This is a genomic window from Paraburkholderia sp. BR10923, assembly GCF_040948765.1.
GTDB classification, from domain to species: Bacteria; Pseudomonadota; Gammaproteobacteria; order Burkholderiales; family Burkholderiaceae; genus Paraburkholderia; species Paraburkholderia youngii.
Window position 1 is genome coordinate 25,629 of record NZ_JBFPKO010000036.1, and the last position, 20,427, is coordinate 46,055.

A 20,427-nucleotide genomic window follows, 5' to 3' on the forward strand; every position below is an offset into this window, starting at 1 on the left:
TAGCGTGTCGCATCCCCGCCGCGCATTAGCCATTCGGACGACTGCCGCACGCGTCGGAACTGTGTTCGAATGCCTTGGTCGGACGCTTGGACGAAGTTCTTGAACAACCCCTGCCGCGTATCGCGCAAACGATGCGCTTCGTGCAGGCGCGTGGCTGACCGTGTGCGAAGCCACGCTAACAGGAGAGTCGACACCATGGTCACCAAGCACCCATTGCCAGGCAGCGAGCGTAAGGTCGCGCAGGGCACCACGGTCATCGGGCAATGCGATCCCGCCGAGCGGATCGAAGTTTTCGTGATGCTGCGCCGCCAGCAGCAGGCGCAGTTCGACGCGTTGATGAAACGCATCGAAGCCGGCGACGCGAGCGTGAAGCCGCTGTCGCGCGAGGCGCTCGCCCAGGACTACGGCGCCGCGCCCGATGACATCGCGAAGGTCCGCGCGTTTGCGGCCGCGCATGGGCTCGCCGTCGTGCGCGAGGACCCGGCGGCGCGCTCGGTGCTGCTGAGCGGCACGATCGCGCAATTCCAGAGCGCGTTCGAGGTGAAGCTTGAACGCTACCAGCACCACACGGCTGGCCAGTTCCGTGGCCGCACCGGCACGATCAGCGTGCCGGACGATCTGCGCGGCGTCGTCGAGGCGGTGCTAGGGCTCGACAACCGGCCGCAGGCGCGACCGCACTTCCGTATCCGGCCGCCGTTCGTGGCGGCGCGCGCGCAGCAGGAGTCGTTCACGCCGCCGCAGCTCGCGTCGCTCTACCAGTTTCCGCAGGGCGACGGCGGCGGCCAGTGCGTCGGCATCATCGAGCTCGGCGGCGGCTACAACACGTCGGACCTGAAGACCTATTTCTCGAGCCTCGGCGTCAGCGAGCCGACCGTGACCGCGGTCGGTGTCGATCAGGCCGGCAACAAGCCGAGCGGCGACCCGAACGGGCCGGACGGCGAGGTTACGCTCGACATCGAGATCGTCGGTGCGCTCGTGCCGCGCGCGACCATCGCCGTGTACTTCACGCAGAACAGCGACGCCGGCTTCATCGACGCGGTGAGCCGCGCGGTGCACGACACGACCTACAAGCCGTCGGTCATTTCGATCAGCTGGGGCGCGCCGGAGTCGGTCTGGACCGGCCAGTCGATGAATGCGCTCAACAGCGTGCTGCAATCGGCGGCGGCGCTCGGCGTGACGATCTGCGCAGCGTCGGGCGACAGCGGGTCGAGCGACGGCTCGGGCGGCGGCGACCAGGTCGACTTCCCGGCGTCGAGCCCGTACGTGCTCGCCTGCGGCGGCACGCACCTGAGCGCGTCCGGTTCGGCGATCACGCGCGAGGTCGTGTGGAACGACGGTGAACTGGGCGGTGCGAGCGGCGGCGGCATCAGCACCGCGTTTGAGTTGCCGGCGTGGCAGCAGGGTTTGTCGGCCACGATGACGGCCGGCGGCAGCCAGCCGCTCAGCGGGCGCGGCGTGCCGGACGTCGCGGGCGATGCCTCGCCGTCGACCGGCTACGAAGTGCTGGTCGACGGAACGCAAACGGTGGTGGGAGGCACCAGCGCGGTCGCGCCGCTGTGGGCGGCGCTGATCGCGCGCATCAACGCGGCGAAGGGACAGCCGGTCGGCTTCGTCAACGCGAAACTGTACAAGGCGACGGGCGTGTGCAACGACATCACCGAGGGCAACAACGGCAGTTTTGCGGCGTCGAAGGGGTGGGACGCCTGCACGGGCCTGGGCAGTCCCAATGGCGGGAAGGTGGCGGGCGCACTATAGTCTGCAACACAGCGCATCACACAACAACAAGACGTAAGAACGAGGACGCACGGCAATAAAACAACCCTTGGAGCGATCATGACGAATACAGAATCGGCTTCCGGTAGCCAGCATTCGCCGCACAACACGCACGCCACGGCCTCGGCCGGCGCGTCCACCGCCACGAGCACCCCGCACAAAGCCGGCGACCAGCCGTTCTTCGACCCGGTCGCCTACGGCAACGGCCCGGACGATTCGGTTACCGATACGGTCGAGACGGCCGCGATCACGCATCATTCGGTGACCATCGGCGGGCACAACATCAACTACACGGCGACCGCGGGCCACCTGGTGATCGTCGATCCGAGCAGCTCGCAGCCGTCGGCGAGGATGTTCTACGTCGCTTTCACGCAGGACAATCAGAAGGAAGAGACGCGGCCGGTCACGTTCTTCTATAACGGCGGGCCCGGATCGTCGTCGGTATTCGTGCTGCTCGGCTCGTTCGCGCCGCGCCGCATCAAGACGTCGATGCCGGGCTTCACGCCGCCGGCGCCATATTCGCTCGAAGACAATCCGGACAGCCTGCTCGACAAAAGCGACCTCGTATTCATCAACCCGGTCGGCACCGGCTATTCGGCGGCGATCGCGCCGAAGAAGAATCGCGATTTCTGGGGCGTCGATCAGGACGCGGACTCGATCAAGCAGTTCATCAAGCGGTTTCTGACCAAAAACAACCGCTGGAATTCGCCGAAGTATCTGTTCGGCGAGTCCTACGGCACGGCGCGCAGCTGCGTGCTCGCGTACCGGCTGCACGAGGATGGCGTCGATCTGAATGGGGTGACGCTGCAGTCTTCGATTCTCGATTACACGCAGTCGGGCAACCCGGTCGGCGCGCTGCCCACGGCGGCCGCGGACGCGTGGTATCACAAGAAGCTCGGCGTCGCGCCGCGGCCCACCGATCTCGGCACGTTCGCTGAGGAGGTCGCGCAGTTCGCGCGCACCGACTACCTGGCCGCGCTGCGCAAGTTCCCGACCACCGACACCGCGACCGTCGAAAAACTCAGCGAATACACCGGCATCGACAAAACGACACTGCTCGCGTGGAGCCTCGACATCGCCGGCTACGACAGCCGCGGCAATTCGCTGTTCCTGACCACCTTGCTGAAGTCGCAAGGCCTCGCGCTCGGCGCCTACGACGGCCGCGTGACCGCGATCGACACCGGCATCGCCGGCAAGATCGACCCGAACTCCGGCGGCAACGATCCGACGATGACCGCGGTCACCGGCGTCTACACGACGATGTGGAACGTGTATCTGAACGAGCAGTTGAAGTACACGTCGAACTCGGCGTTCACCGACCTCAACGATCAGGCCTTCAAGTACTGGGATTTCAGCCATATCGATCCGACCGGCGCGCAGAAGGGCGTCGACTCGAAAGGCAACATCATTCTGTACACGGCCGGCGACCTTGCGGCCGTGATGGCGCTCAATCCCGACCTGAAGGTGCTGTCGGCGAATGGTTTCTACGATTTCGTCACGCCGTTCTATCAAACCGTGCTCGACCTGCAGCAGATGCCGCTGGTCAGTCAGCAGGTGCGGCAGAACCTGTCGGCGCGGTTCTATCCATCGGGGCATATGGTGTATCTCGACGGCGGTTCGCGCACCGCGCTGAAAGCCGACCTCGCAAAGATGTACGAAGAGACGGTGTCGAACGCGCAGGCGCTCGGGCGGATCCGCGCATTGCAGGCGCGGGTGGCGAAGTAGCGGCGGTCGCGGGGCGTCGCGACACATCGCGACGTCGCGTTCTGCTGGTCTGCTCTGGCTCGCGGCGGTCGCCGCGAGCCGGCAAACGGTGCGCTGCCATGTCGGGCTTTTGTACTCATCCAGATTGATTGTGTTTTAATTGCCTTGCGAATTGAACTACCGCGTGCCGCCGGCGCGCAGACGAATGAACGCAGGCATCGCAGACACGCATCGGCGCGGTCTTTCCCGCGACATCACCGGCAGCAATGAGGCGGCCAATGCGCCGCGGCTCGGGCGCAAGAGCGTCGTTCGCCCGCGCGCGCACATCACACATCGTGCGCTGTTCGTTGCCGTCGGCGCACTGCTCGCGCTGCGCATCGGGGACGCCGCCGCGCAGCCGAGCGACGTCCTCGACGACCGCGTGACCCAGCAGTCGATCGGCCGGACGATTTGCCGCCCCGGTTATGCGGAAACCGTCGCGCCGCCGTTCGACGAACTGATGGCGCACAAGGACCGCATGCTTGCCGCGCGCGGGATCGATGCGGATGACAGCGCCGCGTTTGCGCTCGACCGGCACGTGCCGATCATGCTCGGCGGATCGCCCGATGCGCCGGCCAATCTCGATCTGTTGCCGTGGGCCGGCCCGCAGGGCGAGCGCCGCAAGGCACGCGCGACGGCGATGCTCAAGCGCTGCGTCTGCGAAGGCAAGCTGAGTCTCGCGCAGGCGCAAGCGGCGATCGTCGGTAACTGGTCGGCGGTATACGCGGGCTTTGGCCAGGCGTCGTGCGACGTGAGCCGGCTAGACGTCGCGACTGGCGACGACGACGGCGCCGACAGCGAAGACAGCCGGCGCGGCGACGCGCATGAGCGCGAGCGTTGAGCGCATCCGCGCGCTGCCGCAGTCGTCGCGGAACCACGGTTCGCTGCCCTCATTTTTTTCGGAGAAACACGATGACCCATTCCCGCCTCGCCACCGTTGCGCTGACGATCGGCTGCCTAAGCGGCAGCGCAGCCGCGGTTGCCGCCGCGCCCGCGCATTGCGCGCGCGCCAATGAGCTCGAGATTCGCGGTGACGTGCCCGCCGCGCTCAGCTTCGACGTGTATCGGCAACTGCGCCCGCTGGATGCGCGGCGAATCGCGCTGTTCGAGGCCGCCGGCGAAGTGAAGCGTCTGCCCGACGGCCTGCCGGTTTGCCAGATCGCCGACGACGGCGTCGACGATCCTTCCGCGGTGCTGGTCCGCCTGCCGCACGGTAAAAATGCTTGGTGGGTGAGCGCGGCGAACGTGCAAGCGGCCGACTGATCGGCGCGATCAGCCCGCCTTGCTGACATCCTCCGCAGGATGCCTTTGACGATGTGTCTGCGTGCCAGGCATGCAAGGTGCTGAAGCAGCCGAAGTTTTCCAGGATTGGCGCGACTGATTCAGGTACAGTGCATCGACGGGGGTGTTTCGCCGTTGCCTACGACACTGCGTCACAGTGTGTTCGCTGTCGAAGCGGGCTATCCTGAGAACAGGATGAAATTTGCACAGGAGATTGGAACGATGGCCTTCTTTTTGTCATTGCTCGCTTTGGGATTGGCCGGCGCGACCGGCGTCGTCGCACTTCGCGCACTGGCCGTGGCTCAGACGAAGCAGCGTGTCGCGCTGCGACCGGTGCGTGTCTCCAGCTCTGACCGACTGACTGAGCGCCGGGCACGGCGAGGGTAGTCCGCATGAACCTGACTGTGCGCAATATCGCCGAATCGTGCAGCGAGCAGGACGTGCGGGATTTCTTGAAGCGCGAACTCGGCCACTACGCTAAACACGTCGAGGTGGTGGACGCCGGCAAGCCCAACGCCTACGCGACGGTGGAACTCGACGCGAGCGTGCCGTATGTCGGCGACGTGATCGCGCGGCAGATTCACGGCAAGCATCTGGGCGGCCAGCCGCTCGAAGCGAGCGCCGATCTGTTCAGCGACGAACCGCCGCCGGAGCAGCGAGCGCCGTAGGTGTAGGCGGCTCGGTAACGTCGATTCCTTTCGAAGGCGGTGGCCATGCGCGGCGTCGCGCGCAGGTCCACCGCTTTTATTCGTTTGAGAGCTGCTTCGCTGTCTCGTCATTGCCCATCAGGTGACGCCTGCCAGTCGAACGGGGTGTACGGCAGCGCCCGCTTGTGACGCGTCGCGTTGTAAAACTGCAGGACCACGTCACGCACGGTATCGCTGACCGGCTTGCCTTCGAGAAAATCGTCGATCGCGTCGTACGGGATGCCGTACGCGTCTTCGTCGGGACGAAGCGGCCGCAGCATCTCGAGGTCGGCGGTCGGCACCTTGTGCGCCAACGCGTCGGGCGCGCCGAGCGTATGCGCGAGCGCGCGCACGCGGCGCTTGCTGAGCCCGGCGAGCGGCAGCACGTCGGCGCCGCCGTCGCCGAACTTCGTAAAGAAGCCCATCACCGATTCAGCCGCGTGGTCCGTGCCGATCACGACACCGGAGCGCGCACCCGCCACCGCGTATTGCGCGATCATCCGCTGGCGCGCCTTGATATTGCCGTGCACGAAATCCCGCTGTGATTCGTCCTTGAACGACACACCGCTTTTATCGAGCGATTCGAGCATTGCATCGGCGGCGGGTTTGATATCGATAGTCAGATTTTCGTCGGCGCGAATGAAACGTAATGCCTCCAGTGCATCCGCTTCATCGCGCTGTTTTCCGTAAGGCAGACGCACGGCGACGAAACGCGCGTCGTAATGGTTAGTCCGCAAACGCTCGACCGCGAGTTGCGCGAGACGCCCGGCCGTCGTCGAATCGACGCCGCCGCTAATGCCGAGCACATAAGTTCTCAGGTGGCTGTTGCGCAGATAGTTCGCCAGAAAATCGACCCGGCGCTCGATTTCGCGGCTTGCGTCGAATTTAGCTGTGACGTGCATTTCGGCCGCGATGCGGGCCTGGCGGGCGGCGGGATCGGATGGAGCCATGATCGTTGTTGTCCTCGCGAGAGAAAAAGCGCTTGAAAGGGCTCGAGTATCGGGATGTGCCGCCGTATTCGGGCGATCTTTCGTCGAATGAAATCGTCCTTCGCTTTTGTGGCCTGATTTTCCGATGACCAGCTTAATTGCGAATTAATTGCATTTCACTGATATGTCGATTGCGGGGAAATAGTCAATCGTTTTTGAAGAGGTCGTAAGTTAGAGGGTATATTCATCGACACGCGTCAATTCGCTGCGTAACATCGATCGTAGCGAACGCCACCGGGATCCGGCGTGTCAATCAATAATAATCATGTTTGTTTCAGGACGCGATGAGATACCCAGATCGGCCTGGCCAGCCTGGATTTAACCGCCTGAGGATTTGCGCGTGGATGTGCGCAACCGTCATATCGGCAGGTGCGGGCGCGATGGCGGCGCAGGTTCATGCAGCGGTGCCCGGTACCGCTCAGTCGCCTGCATCCGCAACATCGGCGGCGCACACTGTGAATCCGACCACTTCGGCCAAAGCGTGGAATGGCGCGAGCCAACCATTGGGCACCATCGACGCCGCCACCGTCGCCGCGCCCGACGCGGCCGGCATCGTCGATCCGCGCCGCGCGTTCTTGCTGCGCGATGTATTCGCGCAGGACGTGACGCGCCGGCTCAGACTGCCCGTCGCGGAGCAGCGTGCGTACGCCGACCGTCTGGAGAAGGCGCTCAACGGGAACGAGCTTGGCAATCTGTCGGGCGAGTATGTGGTGCTCGTCGATCGCAATGCGAACGTGCAGGCGCTCCTGATTTACTTCCGCCCAGCGCCCGCCGACAACTGGCAGATGATCGGCGCATCGCCGGTATCCACCGGACGGCCTGGCGAGTACGACCACTTCATCACGCCGCTCGGCGTGTTTGAACATACGCCCGACAATATGGATTTCCGCTCCGAGGGCACGGAGAACGAAAACCACATTCGCGGTTATGGCCGTCGCGATATGCGCATCTTCGACCTCGGCTGGGGGCAGGGCGAACGCGGCTGGGGCAAGGGCGGCATGTCGCAGATGCGTTTCCAGATGCACGCGACCGACCCCGATCGGCTAGAACAGCTGCTCGGTATTCGCCATTCGAAGGGCTGCGTGCGGATTCCCGCGTCGCTCAACACGTTTCTCGATCACTACGGGATTCTCGACGCGGAATACCAGCAGCTCGTCGATTCCGGCCAGTCTTTGTGGGTGCTGAAAAGCGATCGGCAGATCATGCCGTGGGCGGGGCGTTTTATCGTCGTCGTCGATTCGCAGCGCAAGAGCCGGCCAGCCTGGTCGCCAGTGCCCGGTGCGGTCGCGCGCGCAAAAATGCCCGCGCACGCGGATACGGCCGACTGACGGACGCCCAGGTCTTGTCGCAATACCAGCGCGGGGCGCCCCTCACGACCTCGCCAACAACACGCCCGCCAGGGCGACCGCAAAACCGGCAATCTGCACGGGCAGCAGCGTCTCGCCGAACCCCAGATAGCCTTCGAGCGCGGCGAGCGGCGGCGCGAGAAACAGCAGCGCGGTCGCGCGCGAAGCATCCCCGCGCCGGACCATCCAGACGAGCAACGTGACGCTGATGCCGGACAGCATCACGATGCCCCACGCGAGCGATGCCCACAGCGTCGGCGACGCGATCCAGCGATGCTCGCCGAGCGCGAGCGCCAGCACCCCCGCGACGGCAGCCGCGCCGACGTTCTGCACCGCGCTCGCGCTGCGAATATCGGCCTTGGCGAGCGAGGTCTTCTGGAACAGCGTGCCCGCCGTGATCGCCCCCACCGCGACGATCGATATCAGCACGACCAGCCACGCCGGCGCGTTGCCGTGCGTGGGCGGCGTCGCGGCCGCGAGCTTCGGCGCGAGCACCAGCACGACGCCGGCGAGGCCGACCGCCATGCCGCTCCAGCCGCGCCGCGACAAGCGCTCGCCGAACAGCGGCGCGGCAACGGCGGCCGTCGCGAGCGGTTGCAGCGCGCCGAGCAAAGCCATCACGCCCGCGCTCAGACCTTGCGCGACAGCCCAGTAGCCGGCGCCCAGATAGACCCCTTGCAGCAGTGCGCCGGCGCTCAGGTGCTTGCCGAAGTTGCGTCCGGTCGGCCAGGCGGAGCGCGCGACGAGCGCGGCCAGCGCGAAGATCAGCGCGGTGCCGCCGAAACGGGCCAGCAGAAACAGATTGGGATCGGCGTAAGGGGTGATCGCGCGGGCGACTACGAAACCGGTCGACCACAGCACGACGAACACGGCGGCAGCAAAGGTGGCGAGCATCGGGGCGGAGGGTGTGAAAAAGCCGCCATGTTGACCGCACGGGCGGCGCGCGTCTTGTTCAAAGCTGCAATGGGCGCGCGGGACCGTCACCACGCGAGCAGCGTCATCCCCGCTCCGAGCGCGCCGCCACAGACCACGCACGCCCACAATAGCCAACGCGTGCGCCGGTATTCGCGCGCGAGATCCGCGAGCAGTTGCGCGTTCTGCTGCGGCGTACCCGCGCGATCGTGCTGCTGCAGATAGCGCACCGCCAGTTGTGGCACGCGCGGCAGCATATGCGCGAGATGCGGCAGTTCGTGTGACAGCCGCTTGAGCCAGCCGCGATGATCGAGATCGCGTCGCGCGATATCGGCAAGCACGCCGCGTGCGATGTTCCATGTATCGACGCCCGGATGCAGCGTCCGCGCGAGCATCTCCGCCTGCTGGAACGAGCGCTGCGCGGTCGCGAGCTGGCCCGACACCTGGCCGTCGAACGGTTGCACGCCGTGCAGCAGATGATGAAACAGCGAACCCGCCGAGCGATCCTCGGGCGCCGCCGCGAAGTGCGCTTCAGCGCGCGTGCGCAGTTCGGCTTCGAGCATCTCGGGGCGTGTGTCGTCCGGCACGTGGCCGGCCTCGCGATGCATGTCGGCGAGCCGCCCGTAGTCCTGGTCGAACAACGCGGTCGCGCCGTGCACGAAGAACTCGCGCTCGCCGCTCGACAGCGTCGCCATGATCGAGAACTCCGCGAGCACGAGGCGTCCGAGCGTGTCCGGCTCGATGCTGACGCGCACGCGGCGCGCATCGAGCGTCGCGTGGAAAAAGCCATGCTCGAAGGCCTGCTCGGTGACCACCTCGACGATATGCGCGGCGAGCGGCGCCAGCTTGATGCCGTGCGCGTGCAGGCCGGGCAGGTCGCTCGCGGGCAGCGTATTGATGCGCTGCATCGTCAGCGTGTGGTCGGTGCACAGCTCCCAGATCACGTCCGGCACGACGATGCGCTTGTCGCCGTCGAAATGATGGCCGGTTTGGCTCAGGTTCGCGGCTTCGGCGCGCAGGTCGAAGCGGCGCAGGATGTCGTCGGTGAAGGTTTGCGCGAGCGAGCGCAACTTCAGCCGGCGCGCGACGCGCGACAGCTTTTCGAGCCAGCGCGCGACCCAGCGCAACAGCGCGAGCTCATCGCCAATCTGTTGCAACTGTTGCGCGCGCACGAGCTTGACGGCGACCTCATGGTGACCTTTGAGCGGCACCGCGAGCCGCGCGAAATGGGTCTGCTCGGCGAAGCCGCTGCGCACCGGCACGAGGTCGACCGCGCTGAACAGCTCGCCGAGCGGCCGGCCGAACGCGCGCGTCAAGGCCAGCGCGGAGTCGTCCGGCGACAGCGGTGCTTCCATGTGGTCGATGGCGTCCAGCGCGTCATGCAGCGTGCCGCTCGCGAGCTCCGGGCGAGCGGCCAGCGTCTGTGCGAAGCGGCTCGCGAGCGGACCGAGCGCCGGCAGCAGGCCATGCAACTGCGCGCCGCTGCGCTCGGACGCATGCACGCGGCCGATCAGCTCGATCATCCAATGCAGCTTGTGGTCGGGCGGGGCGGCGAGCCAGATCAGGCGCGCGCCGTAACGCAGCGCATGGAACAGCAGCAGTAGACGGCGAAACAGTGGCGGCATCGGCGGTTCGGTTGACGGGCGAGGCGTTGTGCGCGGGACTCGGCCGGGCGGCGGCGTGGCGTTCGCCGCATGGCCCAAAGAGTCCAGCCGTCAAGGTTAGCAGGTCGGCGCGGTGGCGGGCGGGTTCGCGCGCAAGGGGCGGCTCGCAGCAACCTTAGCGCGCGATGAGCCCGCCATGAGCGCAACCTGCGCGCCCGCGCCAACAGCGCGCAATACGCGTAATACAATACGGCGGCCTTCCTCAATCACGGCGCACAGATGCTCGCAGAACAACGTCATCAATACATCCTCGCGCAAGTCGCAAAGAACGGCGCGCTGTCGGTCGCTGAACTGGTGCGCGAACTGAACGTATCGCGCGAAACGATCCGTCGCGACCTCAACGCACTGGCCGGCCGCGGCTTGCTCGTGACGACCCACGGCGGCGCGCTGTCGAGCGATCGGCGCGAGCCAGATCTCGATACGCGCGAAGCCGAGAACGCGGGCGCGAAGCGCGCGATCGGCGAGCGCGCGGCCGAGTTCGTGCCGGACGGCGCATCGCTGATCGTCGATTCGGGCAGTACCACGCAGGCGGTCGCGCGCGCGCTGCTCGACCGGCATCGGCTGACGGTCTACACGAACGACTGGCGCATCGCGCTGCTGCTCGGCCGACGCAACGACAATCGCGTGACGCTGCTCGGCGGCGAGCTGTCCGATATCGAGGACGCGACCTTCGGACTCGACACGGTCCACCAGATCACGCAGTACCACGCCGATTTCGCGTTCATCGGCGCGGGCGGGATCTCCCCGGACGGCTATCTGACCGACTACAGCCGCATGGCGGCCGAAGTGCGCAGCCGCATGATCGCCGCGGCCGACCTGGTGGTGGTCGTCGCCGATCATTCGAAGTTCGGACGCGTGACGCCGGTGCGCATCAACGGTATCGAGTCGGCGCGGTATCTGGTCACCGAACTGGCGCCCGAGCGCGCGCTAGGCAAGGCGATCACCGCGCATGGTCCGGAGATTCTGATCGCGTGAGACGGCTCCTTCGCTGAACGCCATTCCGCACCCGCCAAAATCTAACTAAAAAAAGCCGCGGGTTTCGCTCCAGATATTGGAACGGAACGGCCGGGCACAATACGCGCCGTTATCAGGGCCGCGTACACCGCAGCAAAGGTAACCGCGGGGAACGCTACGAGCACTGCCAGCGCGCCGCGCGAGCGCCGCGTCCGCGAGCAGCGCCGCGCCTTCGCAATTTCGTCGATGCATCGTGCATACATCGTCATTTTCGCCATGTACGATCCACCCGGGATCGGCGCGCGGAGTTCCATTTTTGGGCGGCGCGACGAATTCCAACGGTTGGCTTGAATTGGCAATTTGTGTCTTTTTTTGGAATTCGGCAAAATCGTCACGGCCGTGTCATCGAAACCTGTGATTCTTCCCGTGCCCGCTCAGGCGCGGCAGGCAGCGCGGGTGTCGGAGGCGGGCTGTCAGTCAGGCTGGGCGAGCAGCGGCAAAGTTGTCGGCAATCTGCAATCCACGACAGACCGGCGCGGCAACCGCAGCGGGCAACGCCAAGCGGCGCGTGCCGCCGTTCAATCACTACAGGTATGGGTTATCCCGACCGTCTGGTTTTTAGCCTTTCGGAGAGAGCGACATGAAAAAGACGAATTCCCTTCACGCCGCGGCCGGTCTCGCGCGCAAACTGCTGCCGGTGCTGGTCGCCGCCGCAGCGTTCGGCGGTGCCGCGATGCAGGCTCATGCGGCCGACGCCGTCGTGCTGTACACGGCCGACGGCCTCGAAAATCTGTACAAGGATGTGCTGCCGGCCTTCGAAAAGAAGGAAGGCGTGAAGGTCAATATCGTCACGGCGGGCAGCGGCGAAGTCGTGAACCGCGCGACCATCGAGAAGGACCAGCCGAAGGCCGACGTGCTCGTCACGCTGCCGCCGTTCATCCAGCAGGCCGACCAGAACGGTCTGCTGCAGGCGTACCAGAGCGCCAACTACAAGAACGTGCCGGCCATCGCGAAGGCGCCGAACGGCGCATGGGCGACCTTCGTGAACAACTACTTCTCGTTCGCGATCAACCCCGAAGTCACGAAAAATCAGCCGAAGACGTTCGCGGACCTGCTGCACCCGGACTTCACCGGCAAGGTCGCCTATTCCAATCCGGCGACCGCCGGCGACGGCATGGCGGTGATCATCCTGACCTCGTCGCTGATGGGCGAAGACCAGGCGTTCGACTATCTGAAGAAGCTCGAGCAGAGCGCCAAGTTCCACACCAAGGGCACGGGCTATCTCGACGTGCTGCTATCGCGTAACGAGATCGCGGTCGCCAACGGCGATCTGCAGATGGATCTCGACGACGCGGCCAACGGCGGCCTGTCTCTGAAGCCGGTGTTCCTCGCCGCTACGCCCGGCGGTCAGCCGACCACGTTCCAACTGCCGTATGCGATCGGGCTGATCAAGAACGGTCCGAACCAGGACAAGGGCAAGAAGCTGATCGACTATCTGATGTCGACGGAAGTGCAGTCGAAGGTGCCGGACATCTTCGGCATTCCGGGTCGCAGCGACGTGCCGCTCGCCGGCAAGAACGGCGAAACGGTCAAGCAGGCGATCAGCGGCGTCAAGCTGATTCCGGTCGACTGGAATCACGTGATGGCGAAGAAGGCCGACTGGACCGCGCGCTGGAAGAGCGACGTGATCGGTTCGTCGGGCAAAGAGACCGAAGTGGTCAAGCCGAAGTAAGTGACTCAGATAAGCAACGTTTGACGTTGTCGATTCGGGCGGCGCTTCGCAGCTGCTGCGCGGCGCCGCATCTGCATTAATTCTGTTGGAGGAAGACCCCGGTGAATACGGCCAGTCTCGCTCACCCCACCGCGCCTGGCGCGCCGCTGGATGCGCTCGACGCCGCGCGTTTGGCCGCGCCGGGCGCCGCCGCGCCGGGCGGCGTGCAGATCGATCACCTGACGGTGCGCTTCGGCGCGCGCACGGTGCTCGACGATCTGTCGTTGACCATCCAGCGCGGCGAGTTGCTCACCGTGCTCGGCCGCAGCGGCTGCGGCAAGACGACCTTGCTGCGCTTCATCGCGGGCTTCATCGAGGCCGACGGTCTGGCCGGCACACTGACGGTGGCCGGCCGCGATCTGACGCATGTGCCGCCGCACAAGCGCAACCTCGGACTGCTGTTCCAGAGCTACGCGCTGTTTCCGCATCTGACGGTATTCGAGAACGTCGCGTTCGGTTTGCGCGCACGGCGCATTCCGGCGCGCGACGTCGCGCGCCGCGTCGCCGATGCGCTGAAGCTCGTGCAGCTCGGCGACGCCGGTCACGTGATGCCCGCGCAACTGTCGGGCGGCATGCAGCAGCGCGTGGCGCTCGCCCGCGCGCTCGTGATCGAACCCGACGTGCTGCTGCTCGACGAACCGCTGTCCGCGCTCGACGCCAATCTGCGCGCGTCGGTGCGTTCCGAACTGAAGGCGCTGCATGAGCGCCTGCCGAATCTCACGATCGTCTGCGTGACGCACGATCAGGACGACGCGCTCGTGCTGTCCGACCGCACGCTGCTGATGCGCGATGGCCACATCGCGCAGCTCGGCACGCCGCAGCAGCTATACGACACGCCGGCCGACGGCTTCGTCGCGCGCTACCTCGGCGCGGCCAATCTGCTGCCGCCGCAGGTCGCGTTCGGCATGGACGACGCGCGCTACAACGAGCGCGAACGTGTCGCGTGTCTGCGTCCGGAGGCGCTGCGCATCGTGCCGTTCGGCGAGGGGCAGTTGCATGGCGCGATCGCGTCGGTCGAGTGGTATGGCGCGGCCTTGTCGGTATCGGTCGTGCTCGATGCGCTGCCGAACGATCCCGTGCTCGTCACGATGCAGCGCAGCCTCGGCATGACGCCGGAGAAGGGCGCGCGTGTTTCCCTGCGTTACGAGGCTGGCGATGTCGTCCTTATCAAGCCCTGATACGTCCAATCCGCTCGACCTTGCCGCGCAAGCCGAGCTCGAAGCCGCCGCCGCACGCCGTCTGGCGAGCGCCGCGGCGCATGCGGCCGCGGTGAAGCGGCGCGAGCGCCTCGCGCAATGGCATCTGCTGTTCATTGCGGTCGTGGTGCTCGGACCGCTCGTCATCTATCCGCTGGTGCGGCTCGTGATGCTGAGTCTGACCGGCGCGCACGGCCTGTCGGGCCACGCGTACGTGACGTTCTTCGGCAACCCCGAAACGCGCGGCGTGATCGGCACCACGCTCGGCATCCTGTTCGCGAGCGCGAGCCTGGCGTCGCTGCTCGGCGTGGCGCTCGCGTCGCTGCTGTTCTTCAAGCCGTTTCCGGGCGCGCGCATGGTCACGCGCTTCCTCGAGCTGTTCGTCGCGTTCCCGTCGTTTCTGGTCGCCTTCACGCTGATCTTTCTGTACGGCTCGCAGGGCTCGGTCAGCATCGGGCTGCAGCGGCTGTTCAATCTGCAGGCGCCGCCGCTCGACTTTCTGTTCGGCATCGGCGGCGTGATTCTCGCGGAAGTGGTGTTCTATACGCCGTTCGTCGTGCGTCCGACGCTGGCATCGTTCGCGCTGCTCGACCAGCGGCTGATCGAAGCCGCGCGCAGCCTCGGCGCGAACGGCCTGATGGTCGCGTTCAAGGTGATCCTGCCGCTCGCGTGGCCGGGTATCGCAGCGGGCACGATCCTGTGTTTTCTGCTGACGTTGAACGAGTTCGGCATTCTGCTGGTGCTCGGCAGCGCCCATCTGATCACGCTGCCTGTCGCGATCTATAGCGCCGCGACCGTCGATCTCGATCTGCCGACCGCCGCCGCCGGCGCGGTCGTGATGCTGCTGATGTCGTTGTCGCTGTACGCGTTGTACCGGCGCGTCAATAGTCGCAAGGTGAAAGGAGCCGGTCATGGCCGTTGAACTCGATCCGACCGTGCTGCCGGTCATGCACAAGAAGGGCCGGCCCGTGCGGCACAGCCTTGTCGTGCGACTGCTCGGCGGTCTCTTTCTGGGTTTCGCCGCGCTGCTGTGCTTCTGGCTGTTCGTGCTGCCGGTGCTGGTCGTCGCGCTATCGAGCGTCGCGTCGCACTGGTCCGGCACGATCTTGCCCGACGGCTTCAGCATGCGCTGGTTCGAGCGCCTCGGTTCGAGCGACTTCGACGCGCTGACCACCAGCCTCGAAGTCGGCATGGGCGTCGCGGTGCTCGGCACGATCCTCGGTTTGTGGCTCGCGCTCGCGCTCGAAGGGCGCGACCGGCGCGGCCTCGGCGCTATCGTCGACACGATCGCGATGATGCCCAACGGCGTGCCGAGTGTGGTGCTCGGCCTCGCGGTGCTGATCGCGTATCACAAACGGCCGCTCGATCTGTCGAGCTCGGCGGCGATCGTCGTGTTCGTGCAGCTCGCGCTGGTGCTGCCGTTCTGCTATCGCTGCGCGGCCGCCGCGCTGCGCCCGGAGCTGACCGTGCTGCGCGAAGCGGCCGCGAGCCTCGGGGCGCCGCCGTCGATAGTGCTGCGCCGTGTCGTGTTGCCGCAACTGGTGCCGGCGATCCGCGCGAGTCTCGCGCTCGGTTTTGCGCTGTCGCTCGGCGAACTCGGTGCGACGCTGACCGTGTATCCGCCGGGCTTCGCGACGGTGCCGATCGTCGTCGTCGGGCAGGTGGAGCGCGGCTATTACCTGCCGGCTTCCGCGCTGTCGCTGATTCTGCTGCTGGTCTCGCTGGTCGCGCTGCTGCTGATCGCGGCGCGTGCTCCGCGTCGCCGGATCGACTGACCGGGCTGACCCGGCTGATCGGCGGGCGGTTTCCTTGATCTGAAGCGCGCACGCCCAACGGTGGACATCCGATGCGATGTGGCGAAATTTGTCAAAGTGACCGAATATATGCACTCTGCTTCCGTCGATCCGATCGAGGTCGTGCGCCGCCATTCGCTGACGACGCTGGTGCGCGACGAGATCGAGCGGTATATCGTCGACGGCACGCTGGCGCCGGGCGATAAGCTCAACGAAGCCGATTGGGCGGCGCGCTTGCAGGTGTCGCGCGGGCCGGTGCGCGAGGCGTTTCGCGCGCTGGAGCAGGCGGGGCTGGTGCGGACCGAGAAGAATCGCGGCGTGTTCGTGCGGACGGTGTCGCTCGCGGAAGCGGACGAGATTTACACGGTGCGCGCGGTGCTCGAAGAGGCGGCGTGCCGGATGCTCGCGGCCAGCATCGATGCGGGCAAGCTCGCGGTGCTGCGCGATTGCGTCGATGCGATGCGCGCCGCGCTCGCGTCGCACGATCCCGATGCGTATGCGCGCGCGAACGTCGCGTTTCACGATGGGCTGGTCGCGGCGGCGGGTAACACGAAGTTGTACGACACGTATCGCAGGCTCGTCAGCGAGTTGAGCCTGTTTCGGCGAGCGGCGCTGGTCGTGCAAGGCGACGCGATGGCGCGCTCGCTCGCCGAGCACCGCGCAATTCTGACCGCGCTCGCATCACGCGATGCGGAGCAGGCCGCGCAATTGATGCGCGCGCATGTGCAGGGCGGCTTGCAGCGCGCCCGTGCGGCGTGCGACGCGGCGGGTGATGCGGCGCACGAGCGGCGCATCCCGGCAACCGCGGGCGCGGCCGGCTCGCGCGGACGATGAGGCCTTGGCAATGACAACCCCTGTAATGGAAGACCACGCGATGACACACGCCGAGCAACGCACGATCGAAGTCAACGGCCGGAGCTATCGCCTCCCTTCGCAACCGACGGTCGTCGTCTGTGTCGACGGCTGCGAGTTTGCTTATCTGGACGCGGCGGTCGCGGCCGGTGTCGCGCCTTTCATCGGCTCGATGCTCGAGGGTGGCGCGGCGTTTCGCGGCGACTGCGTGATCCCGTCGTTCACGAACCCGAACAACTTGTCGATCGTGACCGGCGTGCTGCCGTCCGTGCACGGCATCTGCGGCAACTACTTCTGGGACACCGACGCGAACAACGGCGCGGGCGCGGCGGTGATGATGAACGACCCTGCCTACCTGCGCGCGCCCACGCTGCTCGCGGCCGCCGCCGACGCGGGCGCCGCGGTCGCCGTCGTCACCGCGAAGGACAAACTGCGCGGACTGCTCGGCTGGCAGTTGAAGGGCATCTGCTTTTCGGCGGAGAAAGCCGACAAGGTGACGGTCGAGGAAAACGGCATCGACGGTGTGCTCGGTCTGGTCGGTCTGCCGTTGCCGGACGTGTATAGCGCGGGATTGTCGGAATTCGTGTTCGCGGCCGGCGTGCGGCTCGCGCAGACGCGCAAGCTCGACCTGATGTATCTGTCGACGACCGACTATATCCAGCACAAATGGGCGCCAGGCACCGAAGGCGCGAACGCGTTCTACGCGATGATGGACGGCTATCTCGCGAAGCTCGACGCGCTCGGCTGGGTGATCGGTCTCACCGCCGACCACGGCATGAACGCGAAGCACGATCCGCGAACCGGCGAGCCGAACGTGATCTATCTGCAGGACTTGCTCGACGACTGGCTCGGCGCATCGACGACGCGCGTGATTCTGCCGATCACCGATCCGTACGTCGTGCATCATGGCGCGCTGGGTTCGTTCGCGACCGTCTATCTGCCGCGCGAGCTCGATGCTGCGTCGGTGATTGCGCGGATTGGCCGCCTGCCGGGAATCGAAGTCGTGCTCGACCGCAACGCAGCGTGCGCGCGCTTCGGGTTGCCCGAGGATCGCATCGGCGATCTGGTCGTGATCGGCACGAAGCATGTCGTGCTCGGCACGCGGCGCGACGAGCACGACCTGTCCGGCCTCACCGTGCCGCTGCGCTCGCATGGCGGGATTTCCGAGCAGGAAGTGCCGCTGCTGTTCAACCGGCGCGTTCAGCCAACGGCCAGCGGCAACGAAGGCAAGCGGCTGCGCAACTTCGATATCTTCGACGTCGCGCTCAATCGCGTGTCGACATCATGAACCCGGTGCTGCGGGACCATCCGGCGTTCCGCGTAGAAGCGCTGCGGCTGCGCGGCGAGCGCGCGACGCGCGCCCGCACGCTCGACGTATTCGATCCCTATACCGGCATGCGTGTCGGCACCGTGCCGCTCGCCAGCATCGACGATGTGCGCGCCGCACTCGACTATGCGCTCGCGTATCGGCCGACGCTGTCACGCTACGAGCGTTCGCAGATTCTGGAGCGCACGGCGGTGCTGCTGCGCGAGCGCATCGAACAGGCGTCGGATCTGATCTCGCTGGAGTCGGGGCTGTCGAAGCAGGATTCGCGCTACGAGATCGGTCGCGTCGCCGACGTGTTCCGCTTTGCGTCATTCGAGGCGTTGCGCGACGACGGTCAGAGTTTCTCGTGCGATCTGACGCCGCATGGCAAAAAGCGTCGGGTGTTTTCGCAGCGCGAACCGCTTGCGGGCGTGATCGTCGCGATCACGCCGTTCAATCATCCGATGAACCAGGTCGCGCACAAGGTCGCGCCGGCCATCGCGACGAATAATCGCGTGGTGGTGAAGCCGTCGGAGAAGGTGCCGCTGTCGGCGCTTTATCTGGCCGATCTGCTGTATGAGGCGGGGCTGCCCGCGCCGATGCTGCAGGTGCTGACCGGCGATCCGCGCGAAATCGCCGAGGAGTTGATTACGCACGCGTCGGTCGAACTCGTTACGTTTACCGGCGGTGTTGCGATCGGCAAATACATCGCGGCGAAGGCCGGGTATCGGCGCCTCGTGCTGGAGCTGGGCGGCAATGACCCGCTGATCGTGCTCGACGACGCCGATCTCGAGCGTGCGGCGACGCTCGCGGTGCAAGGCTCGTACAAGAACTCGGGGCAGCGCTGCACGGCTGTCAAGCGGATGCTCGTGCAACAGCGCGTCGCGGCGGAGTTCACGGAGCGGGTCGTCGAGAAGACGCGCGCGTGGACCTTCGGTGATCCGTTCGATGCGTCGATGCAGATGGGCACCGTGATCGACGCCGCCGCCGCACAGCGGTTCGAGGCGCGCGTGAACGAGGCGGTGGCCGCGGGCGCGCGCCTGCGCATTGGCAACGAGCGCAGCGGCGCCCTGTATGCGCCGACCGTGCTCGACAACGTCGATCCGTCGATGACGCTCGTGCGCGAGGAAACCTTCGGGCCGGTGTCGCCGATCATCGCGTTCGATACGCTCGACGACGCGATCCGCATCAGCAACGAGACGCGGTTCGGGCTGTCGTCGGGCGTGTGTACGAACCGGCAGGACGCGATCACGCGTTTCATTAACGAGCTGCGCGTGGGGACCGTCAACGTGTGGGAAGTGCCGGGCTACCGGATCGAGCTGACGCCATTCGGCGGCATCAAGGATTCCGGGCTTGGTTACAAGGAAGGCGTTCAGGAAGCGATGAAGGGCTTTACCAATCTGAAGACGTTTTCATTACCTTGGGAGTGACCCGTGGCATTGAGTCTCGACGATATCCGTGTGCTTTTCGAGCGGCACGGCAGCCTCGCGTATAGCGGCGAACCGGTGACGCAGCTCGAGCACGCGTTGCAGAGCGGCGCGCTGGCCGAGGCGGAAGGCGCGAGCGACGAACTGGTCGCCGCGGCGTTTTTGCACGACCTCGGACATCTGCTGAACCTGCAAGGGGAGACGCCGACGGAACGGGGTGTCGACGATCTGCATCAGTATTTCGCCTTGCCGTTTTTGCGACCGGTGTTGTCGGATGCGGTGCTGGAGCCGATTCGTCTGCACGTCGACGCAAAGCGCTGCCTATGCGCGATCGACGCCACGTATTTCGGCCAGCTTTCCGCCGATTCGGTGCGAAGCTTGCAGTTGCAGGGCGGGATCTTTAGCAGGGAAGAGGCGCAGGCATTTACGCAGAAGCCGTACGCGGAAGACGCGATGCGTTTGCGCCGATGGGACGATCGCGCGAAAGAGAGGGATCGTGCGACGCCGGGGATCGACCACTATTTGGCCGTCGTCGAACGGGCGATGCGCGCGCATGCGACTTCGTGAGTCGAGGTGTTTTTGGGGCGCGGCAGGTCGCACTTCGAGCGTCAAAATATCGCTTGCAAGTCGCGATGGCGGCGACTAGAATTCCGCTCTTTCGTGCTCCGGACGCCGGGGCGCGGAGAGGCGGGAAGCCTTTGTTGGCGAGGGCTTCAGCGGCGTGGGCAGGTTAA

At 66.0% G+C, this 20,427-nt stretch carries 18 protein-coding genes; 15 read left to right on the top strand and 3 right to left on the bottom strand.

From position 1 onward, the window contains the following. Positions 1-195: 195 nt before the first annotated feature. From AB3X94_RS36825 to AB3X94_RS36845, 5 genes are all read left to right on the top strand, one after another. Entirely contained in the window at positions 196-1,755 is a 1,560-nt protein-coding gene (locus tag AB3X94_RS36825; RefSeq protein WP_176105632.1) for a protease pro-enzyme activation domain-containing protein, read from the top strand. Between the two features lie 78 nt (positions 1,756-1,833). Next, positions 1,834-3,498: a S10 family peptidase gene (locus AB3X94_RS36830; RefSeq protein WP_368614078.1), complete on the top strand. Its 1,665-nt coding sequence runs from the start codon at positions 1,834-1,836 to the stop codon at positions 3,496-3,498. A gap of 184 nt (positions 3,499-3,682) precedes the next feature. Further along, the gene (locus AB3X94_RS36835) at positions 3,683-4,357 is read left to right on the top strand and encodes a hypothetical protein (RefSeq protein ID WP_368614079.1); all 675 of its coding nucleotides are present in this window, start codon (positions 3,683-3,685) and stop codon (positions 4,355-4,357) included. A gap of 71 nt (positions 4,358-4,428) precedes the next feature. Beyond that, entirely contained in the window at positions 4,429-4,779 is a 351-nt protein-coding gene (locus AB3X94_RS36840; RefSeq protein WP_368614080.1) for a hypothetical protein, read from the top strand. 410 nt (positions 4,780-5,189) lie between these two features. Then, entirely contained in the window at positions 5,190-5,465 is a 276-nt protein-coding gene (locus tag AB3X94_RS36845; RefSeq protein ID WP_176105636.1) for an RNA-binding protein, read from the top strand. A gap of 107 nt (positions 5,466-5,572) precedes the next feature. Here the strand turns inward: AB3X94_RS36845 and nadE are convergent, their stop codons facing one another. Continuing rightward, positions 5,573-6,433: an ammonia-dependent NAD(+) synthetase gene (gene nadE / locus AB3X94_RS36850; RefSeq protein WP_176126070.1), complete on the bottom strand. Its 861-nt coding sequence runs from the start codon at positions 6,431-6,433 to the stop codon at positions 5,573-5,575. A gap of 383 nt (positions 6,434-6,816) precedes the next feature. On the opposite strand from nadE, the gene AB3X94_RS36855 reads away from it, so the two are divergent. Continuing rightward, positions 6,817-7,800 carry a L,D-transpeptidase gene (locus AB3X94_RS36855; protein WP_368614081.1) on the top strand — a complete coding sequence of 328 codons (984 nt, stop codon included), beginning with the start codon at positions 6,817-6,819 and terminating at the stop codon, positions 7,798-7,800. Positions 7,801-7,842: 42 nt separating this feature from the next. Here the strand turns inward: AB3X94_RS36855 and AB3X94_RS36860 are convergent, their stop codons facing one another. Next, positions 7,843-8,712 carry a DMT family transporter gene (locus AB3X94_RS36860; protein WP_368614082.1) on the bottom strand — a complete coding sequence of 290 codons (870 nt, stop codon included), beginning with the start codon at positions 8,710-8,712 and terminating at the stop codon, positions 7,843-7,845. Between the two features lie 86 nt (positions 8,713-8,798). Further along, the gene (locus AB3X94_RS36865) at positions 8,799-10,355 is read right to left on the bottom strand and encodes an ABC1 kinase family protein (protein ID WP_368589473.1); all 1,557 of its coding nucleotides are present in this window, start codon (positions 10,353-10,355) and stop codon (positions 8,799-8,801) included. A gap of 258 nt (positions 10,356-10,613) precedes the next feature. Between AB3X94_RS36865 and AB3X94_RS36870 the strand changes: the two genes are divergently transcribed. The 9 genes from AB3X94_RS36870 to AB3X94_RS36910 all read left to right on the top strand — a co-directional run bounded on the left by AB3X94_RS36870 (position 10,614) and on the right by AB3X94_RS36910 (position 20,260). Continuing rightward, positions 10,614-11,369 carry a DeoR/GlpR family DNA-binding transcription regulator gene (locus tag AB3X94_RS36870; protein ID WP_176105641.1) on the top strand — a complete coding sequence of 252 codons (756 nt, stop codon included), beginning with the start codon at positions 10,614-10,616 and terminating at the stop codon, positions 11,367-11,369. Between the two features lie 619 nt (positions 11,370-11,988). Next, positions 11,989-13,080 carry a 2-aminoethylphosphonate ABC transporter substrate-binding protein gene (gene phnS / locus AB3X94_RS36875; RefSeq protein ID WP_176385190.1) on the top strand — a complete coding sequence of 364 codons (1,092 nt, stop codon included), beginning with the start codon at positions 11,989-11,991 and terminating at the stop codon, positions 13,078-13,080. 101 nt (positions 13,081-13,181) lie between these two features. Further along, positions 13,182-14,297 (top strand): 2-aminoethylphosphonate ABC transport system ATP-binding subunit PhnT, encoded by a 1,116-nt coding sequence (phnT, locus tag AB3X94_RS36880; RefSeq protein WP_368614083.1) that lies wholly within the window; start codon positions 13,182-13,184, stop codon positions 14,295-14,297. Then, positions 14,275-15,237, top strand: a complete 963-nt coding sequence (locus tag AB3X94_RS36885) for a 2-aminoethylphosphonate ABC transporter permease subunit (RefSeq protein ID WP_018435709.1) — start codon at positions 14,275-14,277, stop codon at positions 15,235-15,237. The genes phnT and AB3X94_RS36885 overlap by 23 nt, the downstream gene beginning before the upstream one ends. Next, positions 15,227-16,090: a 2-aminoethylphosphonate ABC transport system, membrane component PhnV gene (phnV, locus tag AB3X94_RS36890; RefSeq protein WP_368614084.1), complete on the top strand. Its 864-nt coding sequence runs from the start codon at positions 15,227-15,229 to the stop codon at positions 16,088-16,090. Before AB3X94_RS36885 ends, phnV begins: the two co-directional genes overlap by 11 nt. A 108-nt stretch (positions 16,091-16,198) precedes the next feature. Further along, positions 16,199-16,942 carry a phosphonate utilization associated transcriptional regulator gene (locus AB3X94_RS36895; RefSeq protein WP_217709837.1) on the top strand — a complete coding sequence of 248 codons (744 nt, stop codon included), beginning with the start codon at positions 16,199-16,201 and terminating at the stop codon, positions 16,940-16,942. 25 nt (positions 16,943-16,967) lie between these two features. Then, positions 16,968-18,248, top strand: a complete 1,281-nt coding sequence (gene phnA, locus AB3X94_RS36900) for a phosphonoacetate hydrolase (RefSeq protein ID WP_176110328.1) — start codon at positions 16,968-16,970, stop codon at positions 18,246-18,248. Next, entirely contained in the window at positions 18,245-19,696 is a 1,452-nt protein-coding gene (gene phnY / locus AB3X94_RS36905; RefSeq protein ID WP_368614085.1) for a phosphonoacetaldehyde dehydrogenase, read from the top strand. The genes phnA and phnY overlap by 4 nt, the downstream gene beginning before the upstream one ends. Positions 19,697-19,699: 3 nt before the next feature. Further along, a complete protein-coding gene (locus tag AB3X94_RS36910; protein WP_176105649.1) occupies positions 19,700-20,260 on the top strand; it encodes a phosphonate degradation HD-domain oxygenase in 561 nt (186 codons plus the stop codon). Positions 20,261-20,427 lie beyond the last annotated feature (167 nt).

What these genes read in the sequence shown, in the direction of transcription:
- AB3X94_RS36825 (WP_176105632.1), top strand. Translation starts at nt 196, where the DNA reads ATGGTCACCAAGCACCCATTGCCAGGCAGCGAGCGTAAGGTCGCGCAG.
- AB3X94_RS36870 (WP_176105641.1), top strand. Translation starts at nt 10,614, where the DNA reads ATGCTCGCAGAACAACGTCATCAATACATCCTCGCGCAAGTCGCAAAG.
- phnS (WP_176385190.1), top strand. Translation starts at nt 11,989, where the DNA reads ATGAAAAAGACGAATTCCCTTCACGCCGCGGCCGGTCTCGCGCGCAAA.
- nadE (WP_176126070.1), bottom strand. Translation starts at nt 6,433, where the DNA reads ATGGCTCCATCCGATCCCGCCGCCCGCCAGGCCCGCATCGCGGCCGAA.
- AB3X94_RS36830 (WP_368614078.1), top strand. Translation starts at nt 1,834, where the DNA reads ATGACGAATACAGAATCGGCTTCCGGTAGCCAGCATTCGCCGCACAAC.
- phnV (WP_368614084.1), top strand. Translation starts at nt 15,227, where the DNA reads ATGGCCGTTGAACTCGATCCGACCGTGCTGCCGGTCATGCACAAGAAG.
- AB3X94_RS36835 (WP_368614079.1), top strand. Translation starts at nt 3,683, where the DNA reads ATGAACGCAGGCATCGCAGACACGCATCGGCGCGGTCTTTCCCGCGAC.
- AB3X94_RS36855 (WP_368614081.1), top strand. Translation starts at nt 6,817, where the DNA reads ATGTGCGCAACCGTCATATCGGCAGGTGCGGGCGCGATGGCGGCGCAG.
- AB3X94_RS36895 (WP_217709837.1), top strand. Translation starts at nt 16,199, where the DNA reads ATGCACTCTGCTTCCGTCGATCCGATCGAGGTCGTGCGCCGCCATTCG.
- AB3X94_RS36845 (WP_176105636.1), top strand. Translation starts at nt 5,190, where the DNA reads ATGAACCTGACTGTGCGCAATATCGCCGAATCGTGCAGCGAGCAGGAC.
- phnY (WP_368614085.1), top strand. Translation starts at nt 18,245, where the DNA reads ATGAACCCGGTGCTGCGGGACCATCCGGCGTTCCGCGTAGAAGCGCTG.
- AB3X94_RS36865 (WP_368589473.1), bottom strand. Translation starts at nt 10,355, where the DNA reads ATGCCGCCACTGTTTCGCCGTCTACTGCTGCTGTTCCATGCGCTGCGT.
- phnA (WP_176110328.1), top strand. Translation starts at nt 16,968, where the DNA reads ATGGAAGACCACGCGATGACACACGCCGAGCAACGCACGATCGAAGTC.
- AB3X94_RS36860 (WP_368614082.1), bottom strand. Translation starts at nt 8,712, where the DNA reads ATGCTCGCCACCTTTGCTGCCGCCGTGTTCGTCGTGCTGTGGTCGACC.
- AB3X94_RS36885 (WP_018435709.1), top strand. Translation starts at nt 14,275, where the DNA reads ATGTCGTCCTTATCAAGCCCTGATACGTCCAATCCGCTCGACCTTGCC.
- AB3X94_RS36840 (WP_368614080.1), top strand. Translation starts at nt 4,429, where the DNA reads ATGACCCATTCCCGCCTCGCCACCGTTGCGCTGACGATCGGCTGCCTA.